The sequence below is a fragment of the Streptomyces sp. SYSU D01066-1 genome, from assembly GCF_054956795.1.
On the sequence record NZ_JBUDHV010000008.1, the window covers coordinates 90,027 to 113,241 of the forward strand.

General features: G+C 71.5%; 20 protein-coding genes and 1 tRNA gene. 9 read left to right on the forward strand and 12 right to left on the reverse strand.

Features of this window, described 5'->3' with window-relative positions:
- Nucleotides 1-72: 72 nt before the first annotated feature.
- Complete coding sequence (locus ACY1JF_RS10645) at nucleotides 73-969, forward strand: ABC transporter ATP-binding protein (RefSeq protein WP_462704777.1); 897 nt, start codon at nucleotides 73-75, stop codon at nucleotides 967-969.
- Complete coding sequence (locus ACY1JF_RS10650) at nucleotides 966-2,552, forward strand: ABC transporter permease (RefSeq protein WP_462704778.1); 1,587 nt, start codon at nucleotides 966-968, stop codon at nucleotides 2,550-2,552. The genes ACY1JF_RS10645 and ACY1JF_RS10650 overlap by 4 nt, the downstream gene beginning before the upstream one ends.
- A gap of 370 nt (nucleotides 2,553-2,922) precedes the next feature.
- Here ACY1JF_RS10650 and ACY1JF_RS10655 read toward each other — a convergent pair whose 3' ends face one another.
- From ACY1JF_RS10655 to ACY1JF_RS10690, 8 genes are all read right to left on the reverse strand, one after another.
- Nucleotides 2,923-4,146 carry a cytochrome P450 gene (locus tag ACY1JF_RS10655; RefSeq protein WP_462704779.1) on the reverse strand — a complete coding sequence of 408 codons (1,224 nt, stop codon included), beginning with the start codon at nucleotides 4,144-4,146 and terminating at the stop codon, nucleotides 2,923-2,925.
- A gap of 68 nt (nucleotides 4,147-4,214) precedes the next feature.
- Nucleotides 4,215-5,060, reverse strand: coding sequence for a hypothetical protein (locus ACY1JF_RS10660; RefSeq protein ID WP_462704780.1), 846 nt, complete (start codon nucleotides 5,058-5,060; stop codon nucleotides 4,215-4,217).
- A gap of 196 nt (nucleotides 5,061-5,256) precedes the next feature.
- A complete protein-coding gene (locus ACY1JF_RS10665) occupies nucleotides 5,257-5,445 on the reverse strand; it encodes a DUF397 domain-containing protein (RefSeq protein WP_462704781.1) in 189 nt (62 codons plus the stop codon).
- Between the two features lie 915 nt (nucleotides 5,446-6,360).
- A complete protein-coding gene (locus tag ACY1JF_RS10670) occupies nucleotides 6,361-7,026 on the reverse strand; it encodes a response regulator (RefSeq protein WP_462704782.1) in 666 nt (221 codons plus the stop codon).
- Nucleotides 7,023-8,354: a sensor histidine kinase gene (locus tag ACY1JF_RS10675; protein WP_462704783.1), complete on the reverse strand. Its 1,332-nt coding sequence runs from the start codon at nucleotides 8,352-8,354 to the stop codon at nucleotides 7,023-7,025. Before ACY1JF_RS10675 ends, ACY1JF_RS10670 begins: the two co-directional genes overlap by 4 nt.
- Nucleotides 8,355-9,195: 841 nt before the next feature.
- Nucleotides 9,196-9,269, reverse strand: a tRNA-Pro gene (locus ACY1JF_RS10680).
- 66 nt (nucleotides 9,270-9,335) lie between these two features.
- Entirely contained in the window at nucleotides 9,336-10,082 is a 747-nt protein-coding gene (locus ACY1JF_RS10685; protein WP_462704784.1) for a Pr6Pr family membrane protein, read from the reverse strand.
- A gap of 169 nt (nucleotides 10,083-10,251) precedes the next feature.
- Entirely contained in the window at nucleotides 10,252-11,178 is a 927-nt protein-coding gene (locus tag ACY1JF_RS10690) for a metallophosphoesterase (RefSeq protein WP_215167325.1), read from the reverse strand.
- Nucleotides 11,179-11,311: 133 nt separating this feature from the next.
- Between ACY1JF_RS10690 and ACY1JF_RS10695 the strand changes: the two genes are divergently transcribed.
- Entirely contained in the window at nucleotides 11,312-11,776 is a 465-nt protein-coding gene (locus ACY1JF_RS10695; protein ID WP_462704785.1) for a GatB/YqeY domain-containing protein, read from the forward strand.
- A 151-nt stretch (nucleotides 11,777-11,927) separates the two neighbouring features.
- Here ACY1JF_RS10695 and ACY1JF_RS10700 read toward each other — a convergent pair whose 3' ends face one another.
- Nucleotides 11,928-14,240, reverse strand: a complete 2,313-nt coding sequence (locus tag ACY1JF_RS10700; protein ID WP_462704786.1) for a transglycosylase domain-containing protein — start codon at nucleotides 14,238-14,240, stop codon at nucleotides 11,928-11,930.
- 573 nt (nucleotides 14,241-14,813) lie between these two features.
- Between ACY1JF_RS10700 and wblA the strand changes: the two genes are divergently transcribed.
- Nucleotides 14,814-15,152, forward strand: a complete 339-nt coding sequence (gene wblA, locus ACY1JF_RS10705; RefSeq protein ID WP_462704788.1) for a transcriptional regulator WblA — start codon at nucleotides 14,814-14,816, stop codon at nucleotides 15,150-15,152.
- A gap of 15 nt (nucleotides 15,153-15,167) precedes the next feature.
- Here the strand turns inward: wblA and ACY1JF_RS10710 are convergent, their stop codons facing one another.
- A complete protein-coding gene (locus ACY1JF_RS10710; RefSeq protein WP_462704789.1) occupies nucleotides 15,168-16,670 on the reverse strand; it encodes an ArsA family ATPase in 1,503 nt (500 codons plus the stop codon).
- The gene (locus ACY1JF_RS10715; protein WP_462704790.1) at nucleotides 16,667-17,644 is read right to left on the reverse strand and encodes an ArsA family ATPase; all 978 of its coding nucleotides are present in this window, start codon (nucleotides 17,642-17,644) and stop codon (nucleotides 16,667-16,669) included. The genes ACY1JF_RS10710 and ACY1JF_RS10715 overlap by 4 nt, the downstream gene beginning before the upstream one ends.
- An 831-nt stretch (nucleotides 17,645-18,475) precedes the next feature.
- Here ACY1JF_RS10715 and ACY1JF_RS10720 point away from each other — a divergent pair.
- Nucleotides 18,476-18,952: a transposase family protein gene (locus ACY1JF_RS10720; RefSeq protein WP_462704791.1), complete on the forward strand. Its 477-nt coding sequence runs from the start codon at nucleotides 18,476-18,478 to the stop codon at nucleotides 18,950-18,952.
- 257 nt (nucleotides 18,953-19,209) lie between these two features.
- Entirely contained in the window at nucleotides 19,210-19,545 is a 336-nt protein-coding gene (locus ACY1JF_RS10725; protein ID WP_462704792.1) for a hypothetical protein, read from the forward strand.
- A gap of 71 nt (nucleotides 19,546-19,616) precedes the next feature.
- Here the strand turns inward: ACY1JF_RS10725 and ACY1JF_RS10730 are convergent, their stop codons facing one another.
- Nucleotides 19,617-21,317, reverse strand: coding sequence for a recombinase family protein (locus tag ACY1JF_RS10730; protein WP_462704793.1), 1,701 nt, complete (start codon nucleotides 21,315-21,317; stop codon nucleotides 19,617-19,619).
- Nucleotides 21,318-21,342: 25 nt separating this feature from the next.
- Here ACY1JF_RS10730 and ACY1JF_RS10735 point away from each other — a divergent pair, with 25 nt between their 5' ends.
- The 3 genes from ACY1JF_RS10735 (at nucleotide 21,343) to ACY1JF_RS10745 (ending at nucleotide 23,153) form a co-directional block, all read left to right on the forward strand.
- Complete coding sequence (locus ACY1JF_RS10735; protein ID WP_462704794.1) at nucleotides 21,343-21,519, forward strand: DUF4177 domain-containing protein; 177 nt, start codon at nucleotides 21,343-21,345, stop codon at nucleotides 21,517-21,519.
- Nucleotides 21,516-21,986, forward strand: coding sequence for a RidA family protein (locus tag ACY1JF_RS10740; protein WP_215167319.1), 471 nt, complete (start codon nucleotides 21,516-21,518; stop codon nucleotides 21,984-21,986). Before ACY1JF_RS10735 ends, ACY1JF_RS10740 begins: the two co-directional genes overlap by 4 nt.
- 174 nt (nucleotides 21,987-22,160) lie before the next feature.
- On the forward strand, nucleotides 22,161-23,153 hold the full coding sequence (locus ACY1JF_RS10745) for an alpha/beta hydrolase (protein ID WP_462704795.1): 993 nt from the start codon (nucleotides 22,161-22,163) through the stop codon (nucleotides 23,151-23,153).
- Nucleotides 23,154-23,215: the final 62 nt, after the last annotated feature.

Here is a 23,215-nt window from a genome sequence, read left to right on the forward strand (position 1 = left end):
ATCTCGCATGTCCGACAGTCTTGACGGTTTCTTAACTTCACAATTTTCTGAAAGAAGCGTACCTTCTGAAGTATGACGAAGGCGATCAGCGTCGCGGGGCTCCACAAGTCCTTCGGGCGCACGCACGCGCTCGACGGTCTCGACCTGGACGTCGCCACCGGCGAGGTGCACGGCTTCCTCGGCCCCAACGGCGCCGGCAAGTCCACCGCCATCCGGGTCCTGCTCGGCCTGCTCCGCGCCGACTCCGGCACCGCCCGCGTCCTCGGCCGCGACCCGTGGTCGGAGGCGGTGGAGGCGCACCGCCGGATCGCGTACGTCCCCGGCGACGTGACCCTGTGGCGCAACCTCTCCGGCGGCGAGGTCATCGACCTGTACGGCCGGCTGCGCGGCGGCCTCGACAAGCGGCGCCGCGCGGAGCTGACCGAGCGCTTCGAGCTGGACCCGACCAGGAAGGGCCGTACGTACTCCAAGGGCAACCGGCAGAAGGTCGCCCTGGTCGCCGCGTTCGCCTCGGACGTCGACCTGCTGATCCTGGACGAGCCGACCAGCGGGCTCGACCCGCTGATGGAGGAGGTCTTCCAGCGGTGCGTGCGCGAGGAACGGGACCGGGGGCGCACGGTCCTGCTCTCCTCCCACATCCTCAGCGAGGTCGAGGAGCTGTGCGACCGGGTCAGCATCATCCGCAGGGGCCGGACGGTGGAGAGCGGTTCGCTGTCCGACCTGCGGCACCTGACCCGGACCAGTGTCACCGCCGAGCTGGCGGGCCCGCCGAACGGACTGTCCGCGCTCCCCGGCGTGCACGGCCTCGACGTCCAGGGCCGCCGGGTACGGCTCCAGGTCGACACCGGCCACCTCGACGCCGTACTCCGCTCGCTCGGCGAGTCCGGCGTGCGCTCGCTGACCTCGACGCCGCCCACGCTGGAGGAACTCTTCCTGCGCCACTACCAGGACGAGGCGGCGGCCCGATGACGGCGCCGCGTCCCGCGGGCTCCCTCACCGGCACCGGCACCCTGCTGCGCTTCGCCCTGCGCCGGGACCGCGCCCTGATCCCCCTCTGGGCCGGCGTGGACGCCCTGATGGCCCTCTCCATGCCCCGCACCCTCGACAGCATGTACCCGACCCCGGCCGAACGCGCCGACCTGGCCGTCCAGCTGGCGGCCAACTCCTCCCTGCGCGCCATGGTCGGCCCCCTCTTCGGCGACTCGCTCGGCGCGCTGACGGCCTGGCGGGTCGGCGTGTACGCCGGCGTGGTCGCGGCCGTGATGAGCCTGCTGATCGTGGTCCGGCACACCCGGGACGAGGAGGAGAGCGGCCGGGACGAGCTGCTGCGGGCCGGGACGGTGGGCCGCCGCGCCCCGCTGACGGCGGCCCTGCTGGCGGCGGCGGTCGCCAACGCCGTCCTCGCCCTGCTGCTGGCGGCCGGACTGGCCGGGCAGGGCGCGGCGGGCGCGGTCGCCTTCGCGCTGGGCGTCGCGGGCACCGGCATGGTCTTCGCGGCGACGGCGGCGATCGCCGCGCAGCTCACCGAGAGCGCGCGGCTGGCCCGGGGGCTGACGGCGGCGGCTCTCGGCGCGGCCTTCGTCCTCCGCGCCGCCGGCGACTCGGCCACGGCGGACGGCTCGTCGCCGCTGACCTGGGTCTCACCCCTGGGCTGGCTGGAGAACCTGCGCGCGTTCGCGGGTGAACGCTGGTGGGTGCCGGCACTGATCACCGGCGCGGCACTGGCCCAGGCTGCGGTGGCGTACGGACTGACCGCCCGCCGGGACGTCGGCATGGGCTTCCTGCCCACCCGGCCGGGACCGGCGTACGGCCGCCTCGGCACGGCGGGCGCGCTGGCCTGGCGGCTCCAGCGAGGCGGCCTACTGGGGTGGAGCACCGGCTTCCTCGCCGCCGGGGTGGTCTTCGGCGGTATGACCGAAGGGGCGGCGGATCTCCTCACCGACAACGAGGGAAGCCGCGAGATCCTCGAACGGATGGGCGGGCAGGGCGCGCTGACCGACACGTTCATCGCCGCGATGACCGGGGTCCTGGGCCTGGTCGCCGCGGTGTACGTGGTCTCCTCGGTGCTGCGGCTGCACGGCGAGGAGGCCTCCGGCCGGGCGGAACCCGTGCTCGCCGGGGCCGTGGGACGGCTGCGGTGGGCCGCCGGCCACCTGGTGATCGCCTTCGGCGGCGCGGTGCTCGTCCTGCTGCTCGCGGGTCTCGGCTACGCCCTCGGCTACGGCCACGACCCCGGCCCGGTCCTGGCGGCGTGCCTGGTGCAGGTCCCGGCGGTGTGGGTGACCGGCGGCGCGGCGGTCCTGCTGCACGGGCTGCTGCCGCGCGCGGCACCGGCGGCCTGGGCCGTGGCCGGGGCGGTGCTGCTGCTCGGCTGGGTCGGCCCGGCGCTGAACGTACCGGCCGCCGTCCTGGACCTCTCCCCCTACGGCCACCTCCCCAAGCTCCCGGGCGCCCCCCTGGCCTGGGCCCCGGTCACCACCCTCCTCGGCATCACGGCGGTGCTGGTGGGGGCGGGACTGGCGGCACTGCGGCGACGGGACGCGATGAGCTGAGGACGCCGCGGTCCAGGCCGGGACCGGGCCTGGCCCGCGTGCGACGCCGCGCCGGCCACAGCAGGACGGTGGCGCGGTCGCCCTCCGGCACCTCCTTGACCCCGAGCTGACCCCGACCTGACCCCGGTCCGTCCGCCGATGGACCCGGACCCGACGGCGTCGTCGGCCTCCTCGGCCGCGAAGTCCGCGATCCGGCCGAACTCCTCCACCGGCATCCGCGACGCCCGTGACGCGGGCCCTGCCATGACCGTCATGGTGCCCCCTCCTCCCGGGCCACGGCCAGGGTGCCGAGCGGCGGGTGCGCCGAGGTCACGGTCGTCACGGGCTCAGTCGTCACGGGCTCATTCGAACGGGTGAGCCCGCCCACGGGTCACGCGACCTCCACGCGCAGGCCCCGCAGCCCCCGGATGACGAAGTTCGGCTTGCGTTCCGGTTCGGCGGCGAGGGTGAGGGTGGGGGCCTGTTCGAGGAGGGCGGTGAGGGAGGCGGCCAGTTCGATGCGGGCCAGGGGGGCGCCGATGCAGTAGTGGACGCCGGCGCTGAAGGAGATGTGGGGGTTGTCGCGGCGGGTCAGGTCGAGCCGCCCGGGGTCGGCGAAGACCGCCGGGTCGTGGTTGGCGGAGCCGAAGAGCAGCGCGACCTCCGCGCCGCGCGGGATCACCGTCCCGTCGATCTCGATCTCGTCCAGCACCCACCGCTCGAAGAGCTGGAGCGGGGTGTCGTAGCGCATCAGCTCCTCCACGGCCGTGGGGACCAGGGAGTGGTCCGCGCGGAGGGCGGCCAGCTGGCCGGGGTTGCGGAACAGGGCGTGCCATCCGTTGACGGTGGCGTTCACCGTGGCCTCGTGGCCGGCGTTCAGCAGCAGGACGCAGGTCGAGATCATCTCCTGCTCGGTGAGGCGGTCCTCGTCCTCGTCGTGCGCGGCGATCAGGCCCGAGATCAGGTCGTCACCGGGTGCCTCGCGACGGGCCGCGATCAGCTCACGCAGGTAGTCGGAGAACTCCACCGACGCGCGCGTCGCCCTCTGCGCCGTCTCCCGCGACGGGTTCAGCTCGTACATCCCGCAGATGTCGGCCGACCAGGGGCGCAGCGGGGCGCGGTCCGCCTCCGGGATGCCGAGCATCTCGGCGATCACGGCGACGGGCAGCGGCTCGGCGACGTCGGTGAGCAGATCGCCGCCGCCGGCCTCGACGAGCCGGGCCACCAGGTCCTCCGCCAGGCCGTGCACGTACGGCTTCAGCCGCGCGACCGTGCGCGGCGTGAACGCCTTCGACACCAGCCGCCGGACACGGGTGTGGTCCGGCGGCTCCAGGTCCAGCATGCCGTGGTCGTTGAGGGTGTGGAACGGCTCGTGTTCCGGCGGGGGCGGCGTGCGGCCGAAGTCCTCGTGCGAGAAGCGGTGCCGGTATGTCCGTCCCAGCCGCCGGTCCCTCAGCAGCGCGGAGACGTCCGCGTGGTGCGCGACCAGCCACTGGTCGGTGGGGCCGTAGTGGAGGACCCGTCCCCGGGCGCGCAGCTCGGCGTAGGCGGGGTAGGGGTCGGCGACGAACGCCGGGTTCCACGGATCGAACGCGAGGTCGGACTGAGCCGTCATGGACGGACGATACGGCGCCGGCCGCACCGCTGCCCAGAGCTGCCCGCCCGGTGCCCCGGGCCGCTGCCTCAGATGCCGTCCTTGTGGCCGTTCGCGGCGAGCAGCGTCTTCGTGCTCTCGTAACCGGGCTGGGCGTGCTTGTTGCTCTGGTCGTGGTGGAGCCTGAGGTACTGGACGAGGACGCTCACGCACGTGTCGCGCTTGTCGTACTCCGCCTCGTCCACGAGCTGGAAGTCTCTGGAGATCTCCCGCGTCACCCCGTCCGGACCGGTGTACAGGGGGTGCCAGATCATCCGCACGCCCGGGTTCAGCCGCTGGACCTCGTGGAGGTGGGGGACCTCCAGCCTGATGAGGATGCTCTCGGGGTCGTAGCCCCGTACGAAGATGTGCACGGGGCCGGTCGCGAGGGACACGAAGGCCTTGGACACGATGTACCACATCGGCCCTGTCAGCTTCGAGTTCGCGTGCAGTTTCAGGGCGTTGAGCACGCTGCCGATCCGGGTGTTCGCCAGCGGTGTGTGGCCTTTCCGGTGCGCGTACTCGCTGACGTCGAAACCGCCGGCCCACAGGGCCATGGTGGGTGTCCCGGGCCGCAGGTACTCGGTCATGAGCTTGATGGACTCCTGGTACCACGTGTTCGTGGCCCGGATCTCGCGCTGCTCCTGGCGGTCACTCGTCCGCGCCGCGGCCTCGGCGTTCAGCGCGCCCTGCGAGTCGACCCCGCCGAGCAGGAGCTGCCAGGCGGCGTCGGCCTCGTCGGCGGGGATGCCCGCGGCCTTCGTCAGCGCCTGGTACGTCGCCCACTCGGGATGCTCCGTGGGCCTCGTGGCGTAGTGCTCCTTCAGGGGGTCCGTCTCGCGCTGCACCCAGCGGGTCGCCGCCGCGTTTCCCGCCCGCTGCTGTAACGCGGCCATCCCCGTCAGGGGCGGCGCCCCTCGCCCGGGGGCGGGGTGCGGAGCCGTCCGCGTTTCCGTGGCCCTTCGGTGTTCGCGCACGCTTTGCCCGTCCTTCCTCTCGATGTCGCCGAGCCCGAGCCTAGGAGCGGCGGCGGTGACGGAGGAGGTACCGGAGGGCAGCTCCAGAGGTATTCGCATCCCTTCGGGCCGGGCTTCACGGCTCCGGCCAGGAGCCGCGTCTGAGTGCGTCGGTGAAGGCGGCGGAGGAACGGGCGGGCACGGTCGGGGTGGCGCAGGCCGGTGTTTTGGAGTCGCGGATGGATATGTGGGTCTGCGACTCGGAGGTCTCGACGCGGGTGTCTCCGTCACCGCCACTGGAGTACGTCGACTTCCGCCAGTTCACTGCGGCTCCCTCGTCAGCCGGTGATGAAGTCCCGAGACGCGACAGGGTCCAGCGCCGCGCTCCTCACCTCGGAGGACAGCGTGCGGAGCTTCTCCAGCCGCGTCTCCGCGCGCCCGTGTCTTCGCGCGCCCGTGTCTCCGTGTCTTCGCGCCCGTGTCTCCGCGCCCGTGTCTCCGTGTCTTCGCGCCCGAGTGTCCGCGTCTCCGCGCGCCCGTGTCTCCGCGTCCCTGTGCCTTCGCACACCCGCGTCTCCGTGTCTCTGCGTCCCCGTGCGCCCGCGTCTCCGCGTCCCTGTGCCTTCGCGCACTCGCGTCTCTGCGTCTCCGCGCCCGAGTGTCCGCGTCTCCGCGTCTCCGCGCGCCCGTGTCTCTGCGTCCCCGCGCGCCCGCGTCCCCGCGCGCCTGCGCGCCCGCGTCGCAGAGACCGATGCCGGTGGGCGAGGCACGCGGTCCGGTGTCCAGACGGGACACCGGACCGCCCGGGATGTCATCGAGGTTCCGGCACCGGCGAACCCGACGGGGCCGACGGGGACGACGCGCACGGTCACCCGCCCCGCCCCGCCTCGATCTCGCCGAGGGAAAAGCGGAGTCGCTCGCGCGAGGCGCGGCGGTCCGACGCGTGGACACGCGGGACGAACGTCTCCTCTCCGGCTGATCCTCACCACGCACGGCCTGACCGGGCTCGTCGATGTCGCGGAGTCGCTCGCGGCCGAGCCGGTCACCGACGCTGTGCCGCGCACCCGGGGACCGGCAGCCCCTCTCCCGGCCCGGGGACCAGGGAGAGCATGTCCGGCGCCGGCCGGGTCAGCCACGAAAAACCGTGAGCACATCCCCCTCCCATGTCATCCCATCGCTCATCTGAGCAACCAAATGACATCAACAGGCGCAACGCTCACGCTTTTCCGCCGACGTCACGTCACCCCGGCGTCACCAGCCGGGCCTCGTAGGCGAAGACCGCCGCCTGGGTACGGTCCCGCAGCCCCAGTTTGACCAGGATGCGGCTGACGTGGGTCTTGATGGTCGACTCGGCGACGACCAGGCGCCCGGCGATCTCCGAGTTCGACAGGCCCTGCGCGATCAGAACCAGCACCTCCGTCTCCCGTTCGGTCAGGTCGCCGTAGGCCGCGTGGGCCGACGGCGTCATGCGCGGGGCCTGGGAGAGCTTGGAGAACTCGGTGATCAGGCGACGGGTGACGGACGGGGCGAGGAGCGCCTCGCCGGACGCCACCACCCGTACGCCGTCCGCCAGTTGACGGGCCGACGCGTCCTTCAGCAGGAAGCCGGACGCACCGGCGCGCAGGGCCTGGTACACGTACTCGTCCAGGTCGAAGGTGGTCAGGACCAGCACCTTCGACGCCGTGTCGGACGCGACGATCTCGCGGGTCGCCTCGATGCCGTTCAGCTCGGGCATGCGGATGTCCATCAACACGACGTCGGGCACCAGTTCCCGGACCTTGGCGACCGCCTCGCGGCCGTTGACCGCCTCGCCGGTGACCTCGATGTCCGGCATCGCGTTCAGCAGGACCGAGAAGCCCTCCCGCACCATCATCTGGTCGTCGGCGATCAGCACCCGGATGGTCATACGTCGTCCTCGCTCGTGACCGTGACCGGGAGGAAGACCGTCACCTCGTAGCCGCCCTCGTCGGTCGGGCCGGCCGTCATCTCGCCGTTCAGCATCGACACCCGCTCCCGCATGCCGGTCACCCCGTGCCCGGCACCGGGGGACGGCTTGACCAGGGACGTCGTGGGCACCGGGCCGTTGACGACCCGCAGGCCCAGGCCGCCCAGGACGTAGGACACCTCCACGCGGGCGCTCGCCCCCGGCGCGTGCCGCAGCGTGTTGCTCAGGGCCTCCTGGACGATCCGGTACGCCGACAGCTCGACGCCGGGCGGCAGTTCGCGCACCGCCCCGGTCACCGCCTTCGAGACGTCGAGGCCGGTGTCGCGCACGTTGGCCAGCAACGCGTCCAGGTCGGCCAGGGTGGGCTGCGGGGCGTCCGGGGCCTCGTAGTCCTCGGCGCGGACCACCCCCAGGACGCGGCGGAGTTCCGTGAGGGCGGCCACCGCGTTCTCACGGATCGTGGCGAAGGCCCGCTCCAGCTCCTCCGGCGGGTTCTCCACCCGGTAGGGCGCCGCCTCGGCCTGGATGGCGACCACCGACATGTGGTGGGCGACCACGTCGTGCAGCTCGCGGGCGATGGTGGTGCGCTCCTCCAGCAACGTACGCCGGGAGCGTTCGTGGGCCGTCACCGTCTGCTGGGCGGACACCTCCTGCTGGGCCTCGCGGCGGACGTGCCGGACGGCGACCGCCAGCAGGACCAGCGCGGTGACGACCAGCAGCGGGCCGGTGTTGGAGTTGTAGTAGTCCCCGCCGAGCAAAGTGTCCGCGCCGAGGCTGTACACGGCGGTCAGGACCCACATCCACGCCGCCGTGCGCGGCCGGGTCCGCAGCGCCACCACCGTCAGCACGATCAGGTGGGCGGCGAAGCTGCCGGGTGCCCACGGCCACATCTCCCACCGCTCGGCGAACAGGACGGTGAGCGGCGCGGCGATCAGGGAGCACCAGAAGGCGCCGACCGGGCGGACCAGGAGCAGCAGGACCGGGACCAGGGCGAGGGCGCCGTTCAGCATCCGGCGCGGGTTGTCGTGGCCGTGGACCTCGGTGCCGGCGATGGCCATGGCCAGCAGTCCGGCCGCCAGCAGCGCGGCGTGCGGCGCCCATCCCACGTACTCCCGCAGCCGTCCGGGCAGCCGCCGGGTCAGCGGGCCGTCGACGCGCATCCGGGGCAGCGGCCGGTAGGCGAAGGCGTCCTGGACCAGGTCCTGCCTGAGCCCGCGCAGGGCGTTCGCGGCGAGCCGGACCTCCGGGCTGCCGGGCGTGGAATGCGGTATCTGGGTCGTCTCGGTCACGTACAGAACCGTAGGGGGAGCGGGACCGGGGCGTCGTCCGTAGCGAGAGGGGTCCTCGTGGGTCCTCCTCAAGTACTACCGGCGTCAGCAGCCCGACGGGCGCACCAGCCCGCTCCCGTGCGCGGACACCGCCGCCCGCGTACGGTCGCGCGGGCCCGACTCGGCCAGGACGCGGCCCACCTGGGTCCCACCGTCTGCCCGGCGACGACCGGGCCGGCGACCTCCGCGTCGGACGGGCCCCGCGCGGACACTCGTCCGGCCGGGGGAACGCGATGACCGACCACCGGGCGATGTCCGGCGCGAGCTGCGCGTCCGAGGCCCGTGGGGGCGGCCGCCGACGGGGCTGGACGCGCCGCGCGACCGGGTGCGGTCGGCCGTCTCGGCGTACGGGCTGAAGCCGGTGACGCCGACGACGCGGACAGAGCTTTGGCCAAGACAAGTACCAGAACCGGTACCTGGTGCCACACCCTTGGCACCGCCCTCTGTCCCTGCCCTGCTCCTCCCCCCCGCCCCGCCCCTCCTCATCGCCGCCCTTCCGCACACGATCCTGCCGTGGACCGCGGAGCGGCTCCTCCCCTCCGTTCCTCCGTACGGAACCGTGGCGGGTCGTGGCGGCTGGACCGGCGGCGTCGCCACCGCGCCCGTGCCACGACCCGCTGAGCCCGACGAAGGCGACAACCCGTTCTGCCGGGCAGCGCGTGTCCACCCGGCGCCCGGCCTTGCGGAGTGGTACTCGGCAACCGACTCCGAGCCTCTCCCGATCGGCTCCCAAAACGCCCCCACAACCACTCAGGGGCCCGACCCGCTAAGCGGATCAGGCCCCTGACCTGGTACTTCTCTGTCGGGGTGGCGGGATTTGAACCCACGACCTCTTCGTCCCGAACGAAGCGCGCTGCCAAGCTGCGCCACACCCCGAGTGTCGTCGCTGTCGCGGCGACGTCGTTTACTTTAGCCCACCGTGAGCCGGAGACGAAATCCGATTCAGCAGGGCCGGCGGAGGGGGTTCGGGCGGGCGTGGTCCAGGGCCACGAGGAGGGTGGCCAGGGCGTAGAGGGACAGGCCCAGGAGGAGGGCGTTGCCGAGGACCCCCTTGTAGCCGTGCTGGTCGACGTCGAGGAAGGGGTAGAGGTAGCGGGCCGTGCTGTCGGGGATGAGCAGCTCGCCGCGGCCCAGGGAGAAGGCCAGGTAGGCCAGGGGGTAGAGCATCCAGCCGGCGGTGTGGCGCAGGCGGAGGCGGCCGGGGACGGTCAGGAGGAGCCAGTCGGCGGTGGCGGCGAGGGGGAGGGCGGTGTACAGGAGGTGGGTGGCGACGGCGTGCCGGCCGGTGGGGGCGTCGGCAAGGGCGAAGGGGCTGGCGGGGTTGGCGAGGAGGGTGTGGTGCACCAGGGCCGAGGCCGCGGTGTAGAGCAGGGCCGCTCCGGTCAGGGCGGGTGACAGGGGGCGGGCGGCCGTCCAGGCTCGGCGGGCCGAGAGGGTGAGGACGACGGCCAGCAGGACGCCGCTCTGCACCGTGAAGTGGCTCAGGGCCGGGGTGGAGGGGCCGGCGAGGGAGAGTTCGATCGTGACGCCCGCCGCGGCCAGGGCGGCCGTCAGCAGGCGGAAGGCGGCCACCAAGGGGCGGCGTACCGGGGTCACCACGGCCGTGGCGGGGACCGGTGCGGGCAGCAGCGCGGGCGGGCCCGGGACCGCGGGCAGGTCCGGGATGTCCCTGGGTATCGGTGCGGTCATGCCCTCAACGTAGGGAAGGAGGGCGAAGGGGGCGATGCGGGTGGGCTGTGTGGGTTACGGCGTTCCGGGGCGTAGCGCCCGCATCGGCCATGGCGCCCGTAATGCCCGTGGTGCCTGTAACACCCCTGGCCCCGGGGCGGCGCCCGCACCGCCCCGGCGCCTGGCGGTCCTACTCGCGGCCCACCAGCGTCAGCAGCGTCGCCTCCGGGGGGCAGGCGAAGCGGACCGGCGTGTAGCGGTTGGTGCCGCAGCCCGCCGAGACGTGGAGGTAGGACGTACGGCCCTCGGCCGTGTGCGTGGAGAGGCCCTTGACGCGGTCCGTGTCCAGGTCGCAGTTGGTGACCAGGGCGCCGTAGAAGGGGATGCACAGCTGGCCGCCGTGGGTGTGGCCGGCGAGGATCAGGGGGTAGTCGTCGGCGGTGAAGGCGTCGAGCACGCGCAGGTAGGGCGCGTGGACCACGCCCATCGAGAAGTCCGCGGAGCCGGACGGGCCGCCGGCCACCTCCGCGTACCGGTCCCGCTTGATGTGCGGGTCGTCCAGGCCGGTCAGCTCGATCGACACGCCGTCCACCTTGAGCGTGCCCCGGGTGTTGGTGAGGTCCAGCCAGCCCGCGGCGTCGAAGGTGTCGCGGAGGTCCTCCCAGGGGTTGTGGACGACGTTGGCGGCCGGCGGGTTGCCGTTGAGGCCGTGACGGCCCTGGAGCTTCTCCAGCAGGTACCGGGCGGGGTTGCGGAGCGCGGGGCCGTAGTAGTCGTTGGAGCCGAAGACGTACGCGCCGGGGAACTCCATCAGGGGGCCGAGCGCGTCCAGGACCTCGGGGACGCCCTCGGGGTCGGAGAGGTTGTCCCCGGTGTTGATCACGAAGTCGGGGCGCAGGCCGGCCAGCGAGCGCAGCCAGCGCTGCTTCTTGCGCTGGTCACGGACCATGTGGATGTCGGAGACCTGGAGCACGCGGAGGGGACGCATGCCGGAGGGCAGGACGGGGACCGTCACCCTTCGGAGGCGGAAGGAGCGGGCCTCGAAGCCCGCGGCGTAGACCAGACCGGCGGCGCCAGCCGCCGCGATGGACAAGGGCACTCCGTATCGCGCGCGCATGCGACCATCGTGTCAGATGCCGGAGGGGAGTCACGCCCCCTGTGGACAACTTCCGTCCGCCGCCCGGCCCCGCCGTCTTCCACGCGGTAAACAGACAGGCGCCCAGGCCGCCGTACCTGCGACAATCGACGGCATGACCACCCTCAAGTCGAAGCTGCAGGACGACCTCAACGCCGCGATCAAGGAGCGTGACGAGCTGCGCTCCTCCACGCTGCGGCTGACCCTCTCCGCGATCACCAAGGAAGAGGTCGCGGGAACCACCAAGCGTGAGCTCTCCGATGACGAGGTGCAGAAGGTCATCGCCCGGGAGGCGAAGAAGCGGCGGGAGGCCGCGGAGGCCTTCGCGCAGGGCGGCCGGGCCGAGAGCGCCGAGCGGGAGAAGGCGGAGGGGGAGGTGCTCGCCGCCTACCTGCCCAAGCAGCTCGGTGACGACGAGTTGAACGCGATCGTCGCGCAGGCCGTCGAGGAGGCGAAGGCGGCCGGTGCCGAGGGGCCGCGGGCCATGGGCGCGGTCATGAAGATCGTGAATCCGAAGGTGGCCGGGCTGGCCGAGGGCGGCCGGGTCGCCGCCGCGGTCAAGAAGCTGCTGGCCGGCTGAGCGGACGGCGGACGGCGGACGGTCCGCCGGGAGCAGGCGGACGTACGGACCTGTAGGACAGGCGTACAGGACAGACAGGCAGACAGCCGACGGCCCCTTCACCTCCCGAGAACCGGAAGGTGAAGGGGCCGTCGGCCGTCCGCGCGGTGCCTCAGCCGCGTCCTCCGCCGTTGCCCTGGCCCTGGAAGATGTCGCCCCAGTTGCCGCCGTTGGTCAGGTCGCCGATGAGGTTCACGTCGTCGTCGCCCGTGCCGCCGTCCGCCGTGCCGCCGTCGCCCGTGCCGCCGTCCGCCGTGCCGCCGCCATCGGTGCCGCCGTTCCCGTCGCCGTTCCCGTTGTCGGCCCCGTCGTCGCCGTTGCCGCCGTCGTCGCCGCCCCTGTCCTGGCCGGCGGCGTCGGGGATGTCGACGTAGGAGAAGTCGGTCGCGGGCTTGCCCTCCAGCGCGCCGGACATCATGTCGCGCCAGATCGGGCCGGGGACCTCACCGCCGAACACCTTGTCGTGCGGGACGCCGCCGATCGTGATGTCGACCATCTGCCGTTCGTGCGCCGGGTCGCCGACCCAGACGGCGCCCGCCATGTCCGGCGTGTAGCCGACGAACCAGGCCGCGTAACGGAAGTCCGTCGTACCGGTCTTGCCGGCGCTGGGACGGCTGCCGAGGCCGGCCTCCGTACCCGTACCGTCCTCCACCACGCCGCGCAGCAGCGTGTTGATGGTGTCGGCGGTCGTCTCCGACATGGCGCGGGAGCAGGTCGACTTCGGGACCTCGAGCGACTTGTTCCGCTGGCCGACGCGCTGGGTGATCGACTCGATGGCGACCGGCGTGCAGTACATGCCGCGCGAGGCGAAGGTCGCGTACGCGTTCGCCATGGTCAGCGGGGACATCTCCTGGGTGCCCAGGGCGATGGACGGCGCCTGCTGCATCGTGCCGCCGTCGGCCCGCTCGACGCCCATCTTCTGCGCCATCTCGGTCACCGGGCAGATGCCGATGTCGCTGATCAGCTGCACGTAGTAGGTGTTGACCGACTTCGCGGTCGCCTCCTTCATGCTGTACGGGCCGACCTCGGACTCGTTCTCGTTCTCCAGCTTCGCCGGGTTGGCGGGGTCGTTCTGCCAGGTCTTGCCGTCGCAGGCGGCGATCGGGCTCGGGTACTCCATCTCGTACGGCGAGGAGTACGACTTCGTCGCCGGGGTGCCGCCCTCGATGGCCGCCGCCGCGACGATCGGCTTGAACGTCGAACCGGGCTGGTAGCCGAGGCCGCCGCCCATGGCCTGGTCCACCGAGAGGTTCATCTGCGTCTCGTTCTTGCCGAAGCCGTACGGACGCGACTGGCCCATCGCCAGGATCTTGCCGGTGCCGGGCTCGACGATGGTGGCGGCGGTCGCCACCTCGTCGTCCTTGTAGACGTGCTCCTTGATCGACGCCTGCGCCGACTCCTGCGCCTTCGGGTCGAGGGTGGTGCGGATGGTCAGGCCGCCCTGGTTCCAGATCTTGGCCCGGGCCTCCTTGGTCTCGCCGAAGACCGGGTCGCTCAGGAAGACCTCGCGCACGTAGTCGCAGAAGAAGCCCGCGCCGTCCACGGCCGTGATGCAGCCGTTCTTCGGCGTGCTGACCTTCAGGCCGAGCGGTGCCTCCTGCGCCTCGGCGGCCTCCGCCTCGGAGATGTCACCGACCTCGGCCATCCGGGCGAGCACCACGTTGCGCCGCTTGGTGGCCTCCGCCTCGTCGTTGACCGGGTCGTACCGGCTGGGCGACTGGACGATGCCGGCCAGCAGGGCGGACTCGGGGAGAGTGAGGTCCTTGGCGTGCTTGGAGAAGTAGCGCTGGGAGGCGGCCTCGACGCCGTACGCCTGCTGGCCGAAGAAGGTGATGTTCAGGTAGTTCTCGAGGATCTTCTTCTTGCCCAGCTCCTCCTCGACCTGGATCGCGTACTTCAGCTCGCGGATCTTGCGGCCGATGGTCTGCTGGGTGGCCTGGGCGACCTTGGTCGGGTCGTCGCCGGCCTCCTCGACGAAGACGTTCTTCACGTACTGCTGGGTGAGGGTGGAGGCGCCCTCGGAGACGCCGCCGCTGCGGGCGTTCTTGTTGACCGCGCGCAGCACGCCCTTCAGGTCGACCGCCCCGTGCTGGTAGAAGCGCGAGTCCTCGATCGCGACGATCGCCTTCTGCATGTAGGGCGAGATGTTCTTCAGGCTCACCACCGTGCGGTCGCGTGAGTAGACCGTCGCGATGGTGCCGCCCTCGGAGTCGAGGATGGTGGTGCGCTGACTCAGCGGGGGAGTCTTCATGTTGGCGGGCAGCTCGTCGAAGCTCTCGACCGAGCCCTTCGCGGCGAGCCCCAGCGCACCCACGGCGGGCAGCGCGATGCCCGCCAGGACGGCTCCCGCGAGCACACTGACACCGAGGAACTTGGCGGCCTGCTGCGCAGGTGACAGACCACCGCCCGAGCGCTTCTTTGCCATGGAGGCAGCCTACGTTCTCATTCGCCGGACACGCGTATATGCCTTGGCCTAAGCTGCTCTCAACTGTCACAGCAGCGCGGCCATGTATCAATACGCCTGGTGGCGCCGGATCGTTCCGCCTCCGCTCGACTTTTCCGGCAGCGGCTCGACGGGGCGCCGGTGGGGTCACCCGTGATGCCGCGCCGGCGACCCGCCGGTGTCCGTCGGCAGCCCGTGGTGGGCGACCCGGTGGGGCCTGTCGGAGCGTTCGGAGCGTTCGGAGAGGTTGGAGCATTCGGGGCGTACCGGCGCGTGCCGGAGCGGGTGCGGCGCGTGTCCGAATTGGCCTTGTGTGGTGAATGGTGTCCGTTGTGGCGCGGCGTAAACGACCTCGATGCCGGGTTCGCCCCGTATGTCGTCACCTCACTCCCCCGGGTGATCTGCCGCTTCCCCATAGTCCGTTCGGGCCATTCAAGATTGGGCCCGCTGGGGGTGTTGCGCTGTGCCCACCTTCCGTAACGTCCTCAACTGGCGGCGGTGAATATGCCGCTGCCGCCGTGGGGGAGCCTCGATTCGGGAGAGGACGGCGCCGGTATGGGCTGGGTTACCGACTGGAGTGCGCAGGCCGCCTGCCGCACTACCGATCCGGATGAACTGTTCGTTCAGGGAGCAGCGCAGAACAGGGCCAAGGCGGTGTGCACCGGATGCCCGGTGCGGACCGAGTGCCTGGCCGACGCGCTGGACAACCGCGTCGAGTTCGGCGTGTGGGGAGGCATGACGGAGCGGGAGCGCCGCGCGCTGCTGCGCAGGCGGCCCACCGTCACCTCCTGGCGCCGGCTCCTGGAGACGGCGCGTACGGAGTACGAGCGAGGAGCCGGCATCATGCCCCTCGACGACGACGAGATCTACGAGGACTACGCGGCCGTGGGCTGAGGCGCGTCGCCGCCCTCACACCCGCGCGTCGGGCAGCTCGGGCCGGTCCGCCGCGAGACGGTCGCCGATGTCCCGCAGCCCCGCGAGGTCGTGCACGTCGCCGGGGAGCGCGGCCACTTCGGTCACCGCCACCTCGGGGTGGAGCGCGGTGAAGCGGTCACGCGTGCGCTGCTCGCGGGAGAGCAGCCGCATACGGTCGGCGTGCAGGCGGAGCAGGCCCGCGGTGAGCCGGTCGACGGAGCGTGCCGGGTCCGTGCCTGCGTCCGTGTCCGTGTCCGTTCCCGTGCCGTCCGCGTCGAATCCGGTGCCGTCTCCGCCCTCGGTGGTGTCTCCACCCTCGGCGTCCCCGGTGTCCTCGGTGTGGTCGGCGTCCCCGGTCTCCGCGGCGGTCGCGCTGACGGTCTCCGCGGCGGTCGTGCCGACAGTCCGCCCGGCGGGATCTTCAGCCGCGGGGGAGCCGGAACTGCCGTGTGTTTCGGGAGAGTTACGAACTCCAGCTTTCCCCTCGCGCTGATCCACAATGCCGGTGTCCTCAAGATTTTCCGCGGCGGCGAGTGCCCGCTCGGCGGACAGCAGGTCGGCCCCGCTGCCGTGGACCCGGTTGAGGACCAGACCGGCGAGCGGCATGTCCTCGGCCGCCAGCCGCTGGACGAAGTACGCGGCCTCGCGCAGCGCGTCCCGCTCCGGGGCCGCGACCACCAGGAACGCCGTACCGGGGGCCTGGAGCAGCTTGTACGTGGCGTCCGCGCGGGTGCGGAAGCCGCCGAACATCGAGTCCATCGCCGCCACGAACGTCTGCACGTCCTTCAGGAACTGTCCGCCGAGCACCTTCCCCAGCACGCCCGTCATCATCGACATGCCGACGTTGAGGAACTTCATGCCGGCCCGGCCGCCCACCTTCGCCGGGGCCAGCAGGACGCGGATCAGCTTGCCGTCCAGGAAGGACCCCAGGCGCTTGGGCGCGTCCAGGAAGTCCAGGGCGGAGCGGGACGGCGGGGTGTCGACGACGATCAGGTCCCACTCGTCGCGCGAGCGCAGCTGCCCCAGCTTCTCCATCGCCATGTACTCCTGCGTGCCCGCGAAGCCCGCCGAGAGCGACTGGTAGAAGGGGTTCGACAGGATCGCCCGCGCCCGCCCGGCGTCCGCGTGCGCCTCGACGATCTCGTCGAAGGTGCGCTTCATGTCGAGCATCATCGCGTGCAGCTCGCCGCCGGCCGTGTCGTCGATGCCCTTCACCCGGCGCGGCACGTTGTCCAGCGAGTCGATGCCCATCGACTGGGCGAGCCGGCGGGCCGGGTCGATGGTGAGCACGACCACCTTGCGGCCCCGCTCGGCCGCCCTGAGACCCAGTGCCGCCGCCGTCGTCGTCTTGCCGACGCCGCCCGAACCGCAGCACACCACGATCCGGGTCGCCGGGTCCTCCAGCAGCGGATCGATCCGCAGCGCGCGCGTGGGGGACAGCCGCCGCGCGCCCTCCTGCGCGGGGGCGCGGTCCGCTTCCGGTCGGCTCGGGCTCATGCGATCCCCTGCTTCCGCAGCTCGGTGGCGAGTTCGTACAGGCCCGCCAGGTCCATGCCCTCGACGAACAGCGGCAGCTCGTGCAGCGGCAGGTCCAGCTCACCGAGGGCGGCCCGCTGCTCCTGCTCCAGCTCGTACCGCGCGGCGTACTGCCCGGCCTGGTCGAGGAGCGGGTCCACCAGCCGCTCGGCGTGCCCGCCGCGCCGCGCCCCGCCGAGCCCGGCGGCGGACAGGGCCTGGGCGAGGGAGGAACGCGGAAGGGCCCGTACGAGCTCCAGGTCCTCGGCGTCCAGCACCTCCGGGCGCACCATGTTGACGATGATCCGGCCCACCGGCAGCCGGGCGGCACGCAGCTCGGCGATGCCGTCGACGGTCTCCTGGACCGGCATCTCCTCCAGCAGCGTCACCAGGTGCACGGCCGTCTCGCGGGACTTCAGGACCCGCATCACCGCCTGCGCCTGATTGTGTATCGGGCCGATCTTCGCCAGCCCGGCCACCTCGTCGTTGACGTTGAGGAAGCGGGCGATGCGGCCGGTCGGGGGCGCGTCCATGACGACGTAGTCGTACACGAACCGTCCGGCGCGGTCCTTCCGGCGGACCGCCTCGCACGCCTTGCCGGTCAGCAGGACGTCCCGCACCCCGGGCGCGATGGTGGTCGCGAAGTCGATGGCGCCGAGCTTCTTCAGGGCCCGGCCGGCGCCGCCCAGTTTGTAGAACATCTGGAGGTAGTCCAGAAGGGCCTGCTCGGGGTCGATGGCGAGGGCGTACACCTCCCCGCCCCCGGGAGCGACGGCGATCTTCCGCTCCTCATAAGGCAGCGCTTCGGTCTCGAAGAGCTGCGCGATGCCCTGCCGGCCCTCGACCTCGACGAGGAGCGTCCGCTTCCCCTCCGTGGCCAGGGCCAGCGCTAGGGCGGCGGCCACCGTGGTCTTGCCGGTTCCGCCCTTGCCGCTGACGACCTGGAGCCTGCTCACGTATTCGAGCGTAACCAGTCCGGGCCCGGCCTACGCGGAGGGCTGTGGATAACAGCGGATACAGTCGACCCATGACCAAGCGGGAATACGAGAGCCTTGCGCCACGGGCAATGGCACGTCCAGATAGGGCGCCGACCAGGGGTTCATGGCTCAGCACGTCGGTAGCGGAGGCACCAGGGGAAGCCTTGCGCGCTGCTCTGGGCGGACGCTGAGCACCGCAGGCCCCGTAGTGGCTCCCGAACATTTCCAGGGGCGCCACGAGGCGCTCACCAGCGGACGGGTTCCGCATTGCCCCCGACACGCAGCGGGCACGGACGCTTATACGTCCACCCGCACAGCGCACAGCCGGTAAACCCGCAGCAGCCGTCACACCAGATGGCACGCTGACCCGCGCGGCAGCCGCAAAGGTCACCCCATTTCCGGAGCGACCAGGGTTCCTCTCCTCCGGTCCGTCCGGCGCGAGGTTTGGGGTGACAGGGCGCGGGGGCCGAGGATTCCGCAGCGGGCCGTCCGTGGGCCGTACGTGACCTCTCCGGGGCCGTTGTCACCCGTGTCCCTCAGGATCAGGGTCTTCGAGAAGTCTCGAGGTGGGCGGTTCGCCTGCTGAGCGCTGGATGTGATGGCTTGTCGACTTCTGTCGGCAGCGCCCCTGGACGCAGAACAGGCATGGCCACTGGTGATCATGTGGGTGTCGAGTCCGTATGAACACCGAGCGAGTCCATGCCTGCGCACCCGTCTTCCCGCATGCAGTCACGCCTCCGGAAACTGGGGGACGCCTCCGCCCCTGTCCCGCTGGAGACGGCCACTGACCTGCGGAGTTACTTGGCCGCGGTGCCTGACCCACGGGCCCGTCGCGGCATCTTTCACCCGTGGGCGGCCCTGCTCACCGCTGCGGCCGCCGCCGTTGCGGCCGGCGCCGCCTCGATCACGGCGATCGGAGAGTGGGTCGCCGACGCCCCGCAGCGCGTCCTGTCCCTGCTCGGCTTCCGCCCCGACCCGCTGACCGGCTTGATCCGCCCGCCCCACGCCACGACCATCCGTCTCGTCCTGGCCGCCGTGGACGGTGACGCCCTCGACCGCGCCATCGGTGACTTCCTTCAGAGACGCAAGGCCCCGGCCTCCGGACGCAAGGTCATCGCTGTCGTCGGCAAGACATTCCGCGGTTCTCGCACCGCCAGGCGGCCGGCCATCGCTCTGATCACCGCGATGACCCACCGCGGCCATGTCCTCGCCCAACGGCAGGTCGACGGCAAGAGCAACGAAATTCCCGGCCTTCGCCCCGCTCCTCGACGGCATCGACCTGACTGACGCGGTGATCACCGCGGAAGCCCTGCACACCCAGCACGACCACGCCACCTGCCTGCGTAAACGCGGGGCGCACTACCTGGCCGTGATCAAGAGGAATCACCCGGACCGTACGAAAAGGTCCGCCGCCCGCCCTGGCGTGACGTCCGCCTGGACCACTACGAACGCGGCCGGGGCCACCACCGCGACGAGGTCCGCCGTCCGAAGACGGCCGCGTTCGCCCACCTCGACCACCCGCACGCCCGCCAGACCTCCAAGTCGTGCGCCGCAGAAGGGCCCTGGGCACGGGCAAGCTCTCGGTCGAACGCGTCCAACTGGTCACGAACCTGCCGCCCGGCGCGGCCGACGGCAGCGAACTCGCTGCTTGGATCCGCGGCCACTGGCGCATCGAGAACCAGCTCCACCACGTCCGCGACCTCACCTTCCACGAGGACGCCTCGCACATCCGCACCCGGCACCTGCCCCGCGCCATGGCCGGCCTGCGCAACCTCGCCGTCGGCGCCCACCGCCAGGACGGCCACACCAACATCGCAGCCGCCCTCCGCCACACCGCCCGAGGCCACCTGCGGCCCCTCACCGCACTCGGGCCGGCATGACGAACCCGGACACAAGATCACTTCCAAAGGCCCTGGTCACGCGATTGAGCGGCGAACGCCGCAGTAGCGACTCAGACCCATTCAATGATCACTCGCGGTTCGACCACAGCCACAGCCTTATTGCCCCGGCTCTTTTCGCTGGGCAGTGCCTTGCGCACCGTTATCCGCTTCACGAACAGGGCGACGAAGCTGCGGCGCTCTTCAAGATCTGCGCTGTCCCACCATGTGCCAGCGCCCAGCGGGTCACCGTTCCACTCCGGGTCATCGCTGGCGCACCACTCATGAACAGGCAGCGTCAGCGTGCCTTCACGCCCCAGCGCTTCGAGTCTGGTGTCAGCAGCGGATACGCGCGCCTGTTGTGTCCGGACATCGTTCGCCCAGCGCTCGCGGCCGACCTCATCACCTCGGTACAGGTCTGCGTCGTCATAGAGCTGCGTCAGCGCGCGGGTGGCGTCAGCCCGTTCCCGCATGACCGTGCGCCGTTCCTGCGCCGTTTCCGCTGTCTCGTTTACCTCAGCGTAGTGCGCTGCGACACGCTCCAGGATCTCGCGGCTGTCGGCGTCATGCTCCGCTGCCGCGATCAGTTCAAAGATGCTGCGCACTACGTAGTCATCCAGCGCGCTGCGGCTGATGTAGCTGCGCCCCGTGTGGTCACCAGGATTCGCGCTCAAAGGTTTGCCCTGCGGACGGTTACAGAAGTAGCTGGGGCGTGCTGAATTGTTCGCTGACATCGTGTAGCCGCATGCGCAGGACATGATCCCCTGACTGGACAGCAGGGCAGTACTGCGCGGTGCATTGGAACGAACGGGGCGCGCGTCCAGCCACTCTTGCAGGGCGAACCACTCAGACGGCGGCAGGATCGGTTCGTAGGAGGCCACAGGGCGGCCCTCGGTATCGCGCCGGATGCGCTGTCCGGTCACGCGTCCCTGGGCGTTGTAAACGGCGTCGGAGTCGAACCCTGCAAGGTGGGGGTGGCGCAGCATCCGGATGAGTGTCTTGGGGTGCCATGCGCTGTTGGCCGACTTCTTGCCGCGCGCTGCGCCCAGCGTCGGGACACCATCGGCGTTCAACACGCGGCATACGGCACCGATGGAGCCAGGAACCTCCTTGCCGCTGGTCGCGCTGCCTGCACCCTCTTGGATCATCTTCCAGATTCGCCGGATGACGTCTGCCTGCGCTGGCTCCACATCAAGCAACTGGACGGCAACAGGCTTGCCCTCGGAAGTAGTTCTGATCTCCTGCCGCAGCTTCCTGCCGTAAGGTGCCTTGCCCCCGACATAGCCGCCCAGCGAACGGGCCAGCGCCGCAGCGTCACGAACGGCAGTGCTCTTGTTCTTCGACTCCTGGTGCGCTGCGTCCAGCCGGAAAATCAGGTGGATCAGGTCCATGGTGTCGCCGGGCCGGAAGACACCCTCGGTGGTGGACACGATGGATACGCCCAGCGACAGCAACTCATTGACGACGGGGATAGCGTCGCGCGGTTCGAGCCGAGACAACCGGCTGATGTTGTAGACGATGACGACGTTCACGCGCCCCATGCGGCAGTCACGCAGCAGGCGCTCAAAGTCCGGGCGCTCCGTTCCGCTGTAGGCGCTGACACCTACGTCTTCGTAGTGACCGCACCACACGGTCTCGCGGCCCTGGTGTGCCGACTCCTTGGCGAACAGTTCAAACCGGGCATGGTTGGCAGCGCGCTGGTTGGCAGGACTGGTCTCACTGCCGTTGGCCCGCCCGTAGGACTGGCGCGTATAGCCTGCGACATGCAAGTTCATACCTGTTATCACCTCTGGAGTTTTCATGCCGGAACCGTACCGTCGTTCATGGGAATACGCGACCGTACCGCTGCTCGTCCACGCCACGAAGCAGATTCTGGACACCTGGGGCGAGGACGGCTGGGAACTCGTCCAGGTCGTTCCCGGGCCGAACAACCCCGAGCAGCTGGTGGCCTACCTGAAGCGGGAGAAGCAGGCGTGAGTGCCGTCGAGGCGAAACTCGCGGAGCTGGGCATCACGCTGCCGGAGGTCGTGCCGCCGCTGGCCGCCTACCAGCCGGCCGTGCGGTCGGGGGCGTACGTCTTCACCGCCGGGCAGCTGCCGATGGTGGACGGCGCGCTGCCGGTGACCGGCAAGGTGGGCGGTGAGGTCACGCCCGAGGAGGCCAAGGAGCTGGCGCGCACCTGCGCGCTGAACGCCCTGGCCGCCGTGAAGTCCGTCGCCGGTGACCTCGACCGCGTCGCGCGCGTGGTGAAGGTCGTCGGCTTCGTCGCCTCCGCCCCCGACTTCACCGGACAGCCCGCCGTGCTCAACGGTGCCAGCGAGCTGCTCGGCGAGGTCTTCGGCGACAAGGGCGTGCACGCGCGCAGCGCGGTCGGCGTGGCGGTGCTGCCGCTGGACGCGCCCGTGGAGGTCGAGATCCAGGTGGAGCTGGCCGAGGGGGCGTAGGACCGCGCGGGTGTGGCATCCGAGCAGGCGCAGCACCGGGCAGCCGTAGTACCGCGCGGGTTGTTGCCAGTTCGGCAACAAACCTGGCCGGGCCCGTGGCCGGCGTCACAGGATCGCTGCCGGGAGCCCGGTACAGGGCTCCTGACAGCGATCTCCGCACGTCCGGGAGGACCCATGCCCGAGCAGCCCCCGACCGCCCCCGTCCACCGCCTCGTGCCCGGCCCGGCCGGCCGCGTCCACCTGGTCGAGCAGGGCACCGGCCCGCTGGTCCTCCTGGTGCACGGTTTCCCGGAGTCCTGGTACTCCTGGCGCCGTCAGCTGCCCGCCCTGGCCGCCGCCGGGTTCCGTGCCGCCGCGCTCGACGTGCGCGGCTACGGGCGCTCCTCGCGGCCCGCCGATCCGGCGGCGTACCGGATGCTCGACCTGGTGGCCGACAACGTCGCCGTGGTGGAGGCGCTGGGCGGGCGGGAGGCGGTGATCGTCGGCCACGACTGGGGCGCGACCATCGCCGCCGTCTCCGCGCTGCTGCGGCCCGACGTCTTCCGGGCGGTCGGCCTGCTCAGCGTCCCGTACACGCCGCCGGGCGGGCCCCGGCCGAGCGAGGTCTTCGCCTCGATGGGCGGCCCGGAGGCCGGGCAGGAGTTCTACGTCTCGTACTTCCAGGAGCCCGGCCGCGCCGAGGCGGAGATCGAGCCCGACGTACGGGGCTGGCTCGCCGGTTTCTACGCCGCCCTGTCCGGCGACACCATGCCCGCGCCCGGCGCCCCCGACCCGCACTTCGTCGCCCGGGGCGGCACCCTGCGCGACCGCTTCCCCACCGGGCGGCGGCCCGCCTGGCTGACCGAGGCGGACCTCGACGTCTACGCCGGGGAGTTCGAGCGGACCGGCCTCACCGGCGCCCTGAACCGGTACCGGAACATGGACCGCGACTGGGCCGACCTCGCCGGACACCACGGCGCCCCCGTCAAGCAGCCCGCCCTGTTCCTGGGCGGCGCCCTGGACGCCTCCACCACCTGGCTGTCCGACGCCATCGCCGCCTACCCCGAGACCCTGCCCGGCCTCACCGCCTCGCACCTCCTGGAGGGCTGCGGCCACTGGCTCCAGCAGGAACGCCCCGAGGACACCAACCGGTTGCTGACCGACTGGCTGGCCGCGCTGCCCGCCTGACGGGGAGCACGGGCCGGAACGGAGGCCAGAGCAGGGGCCACTCGAACATCCGCCGGTCACCG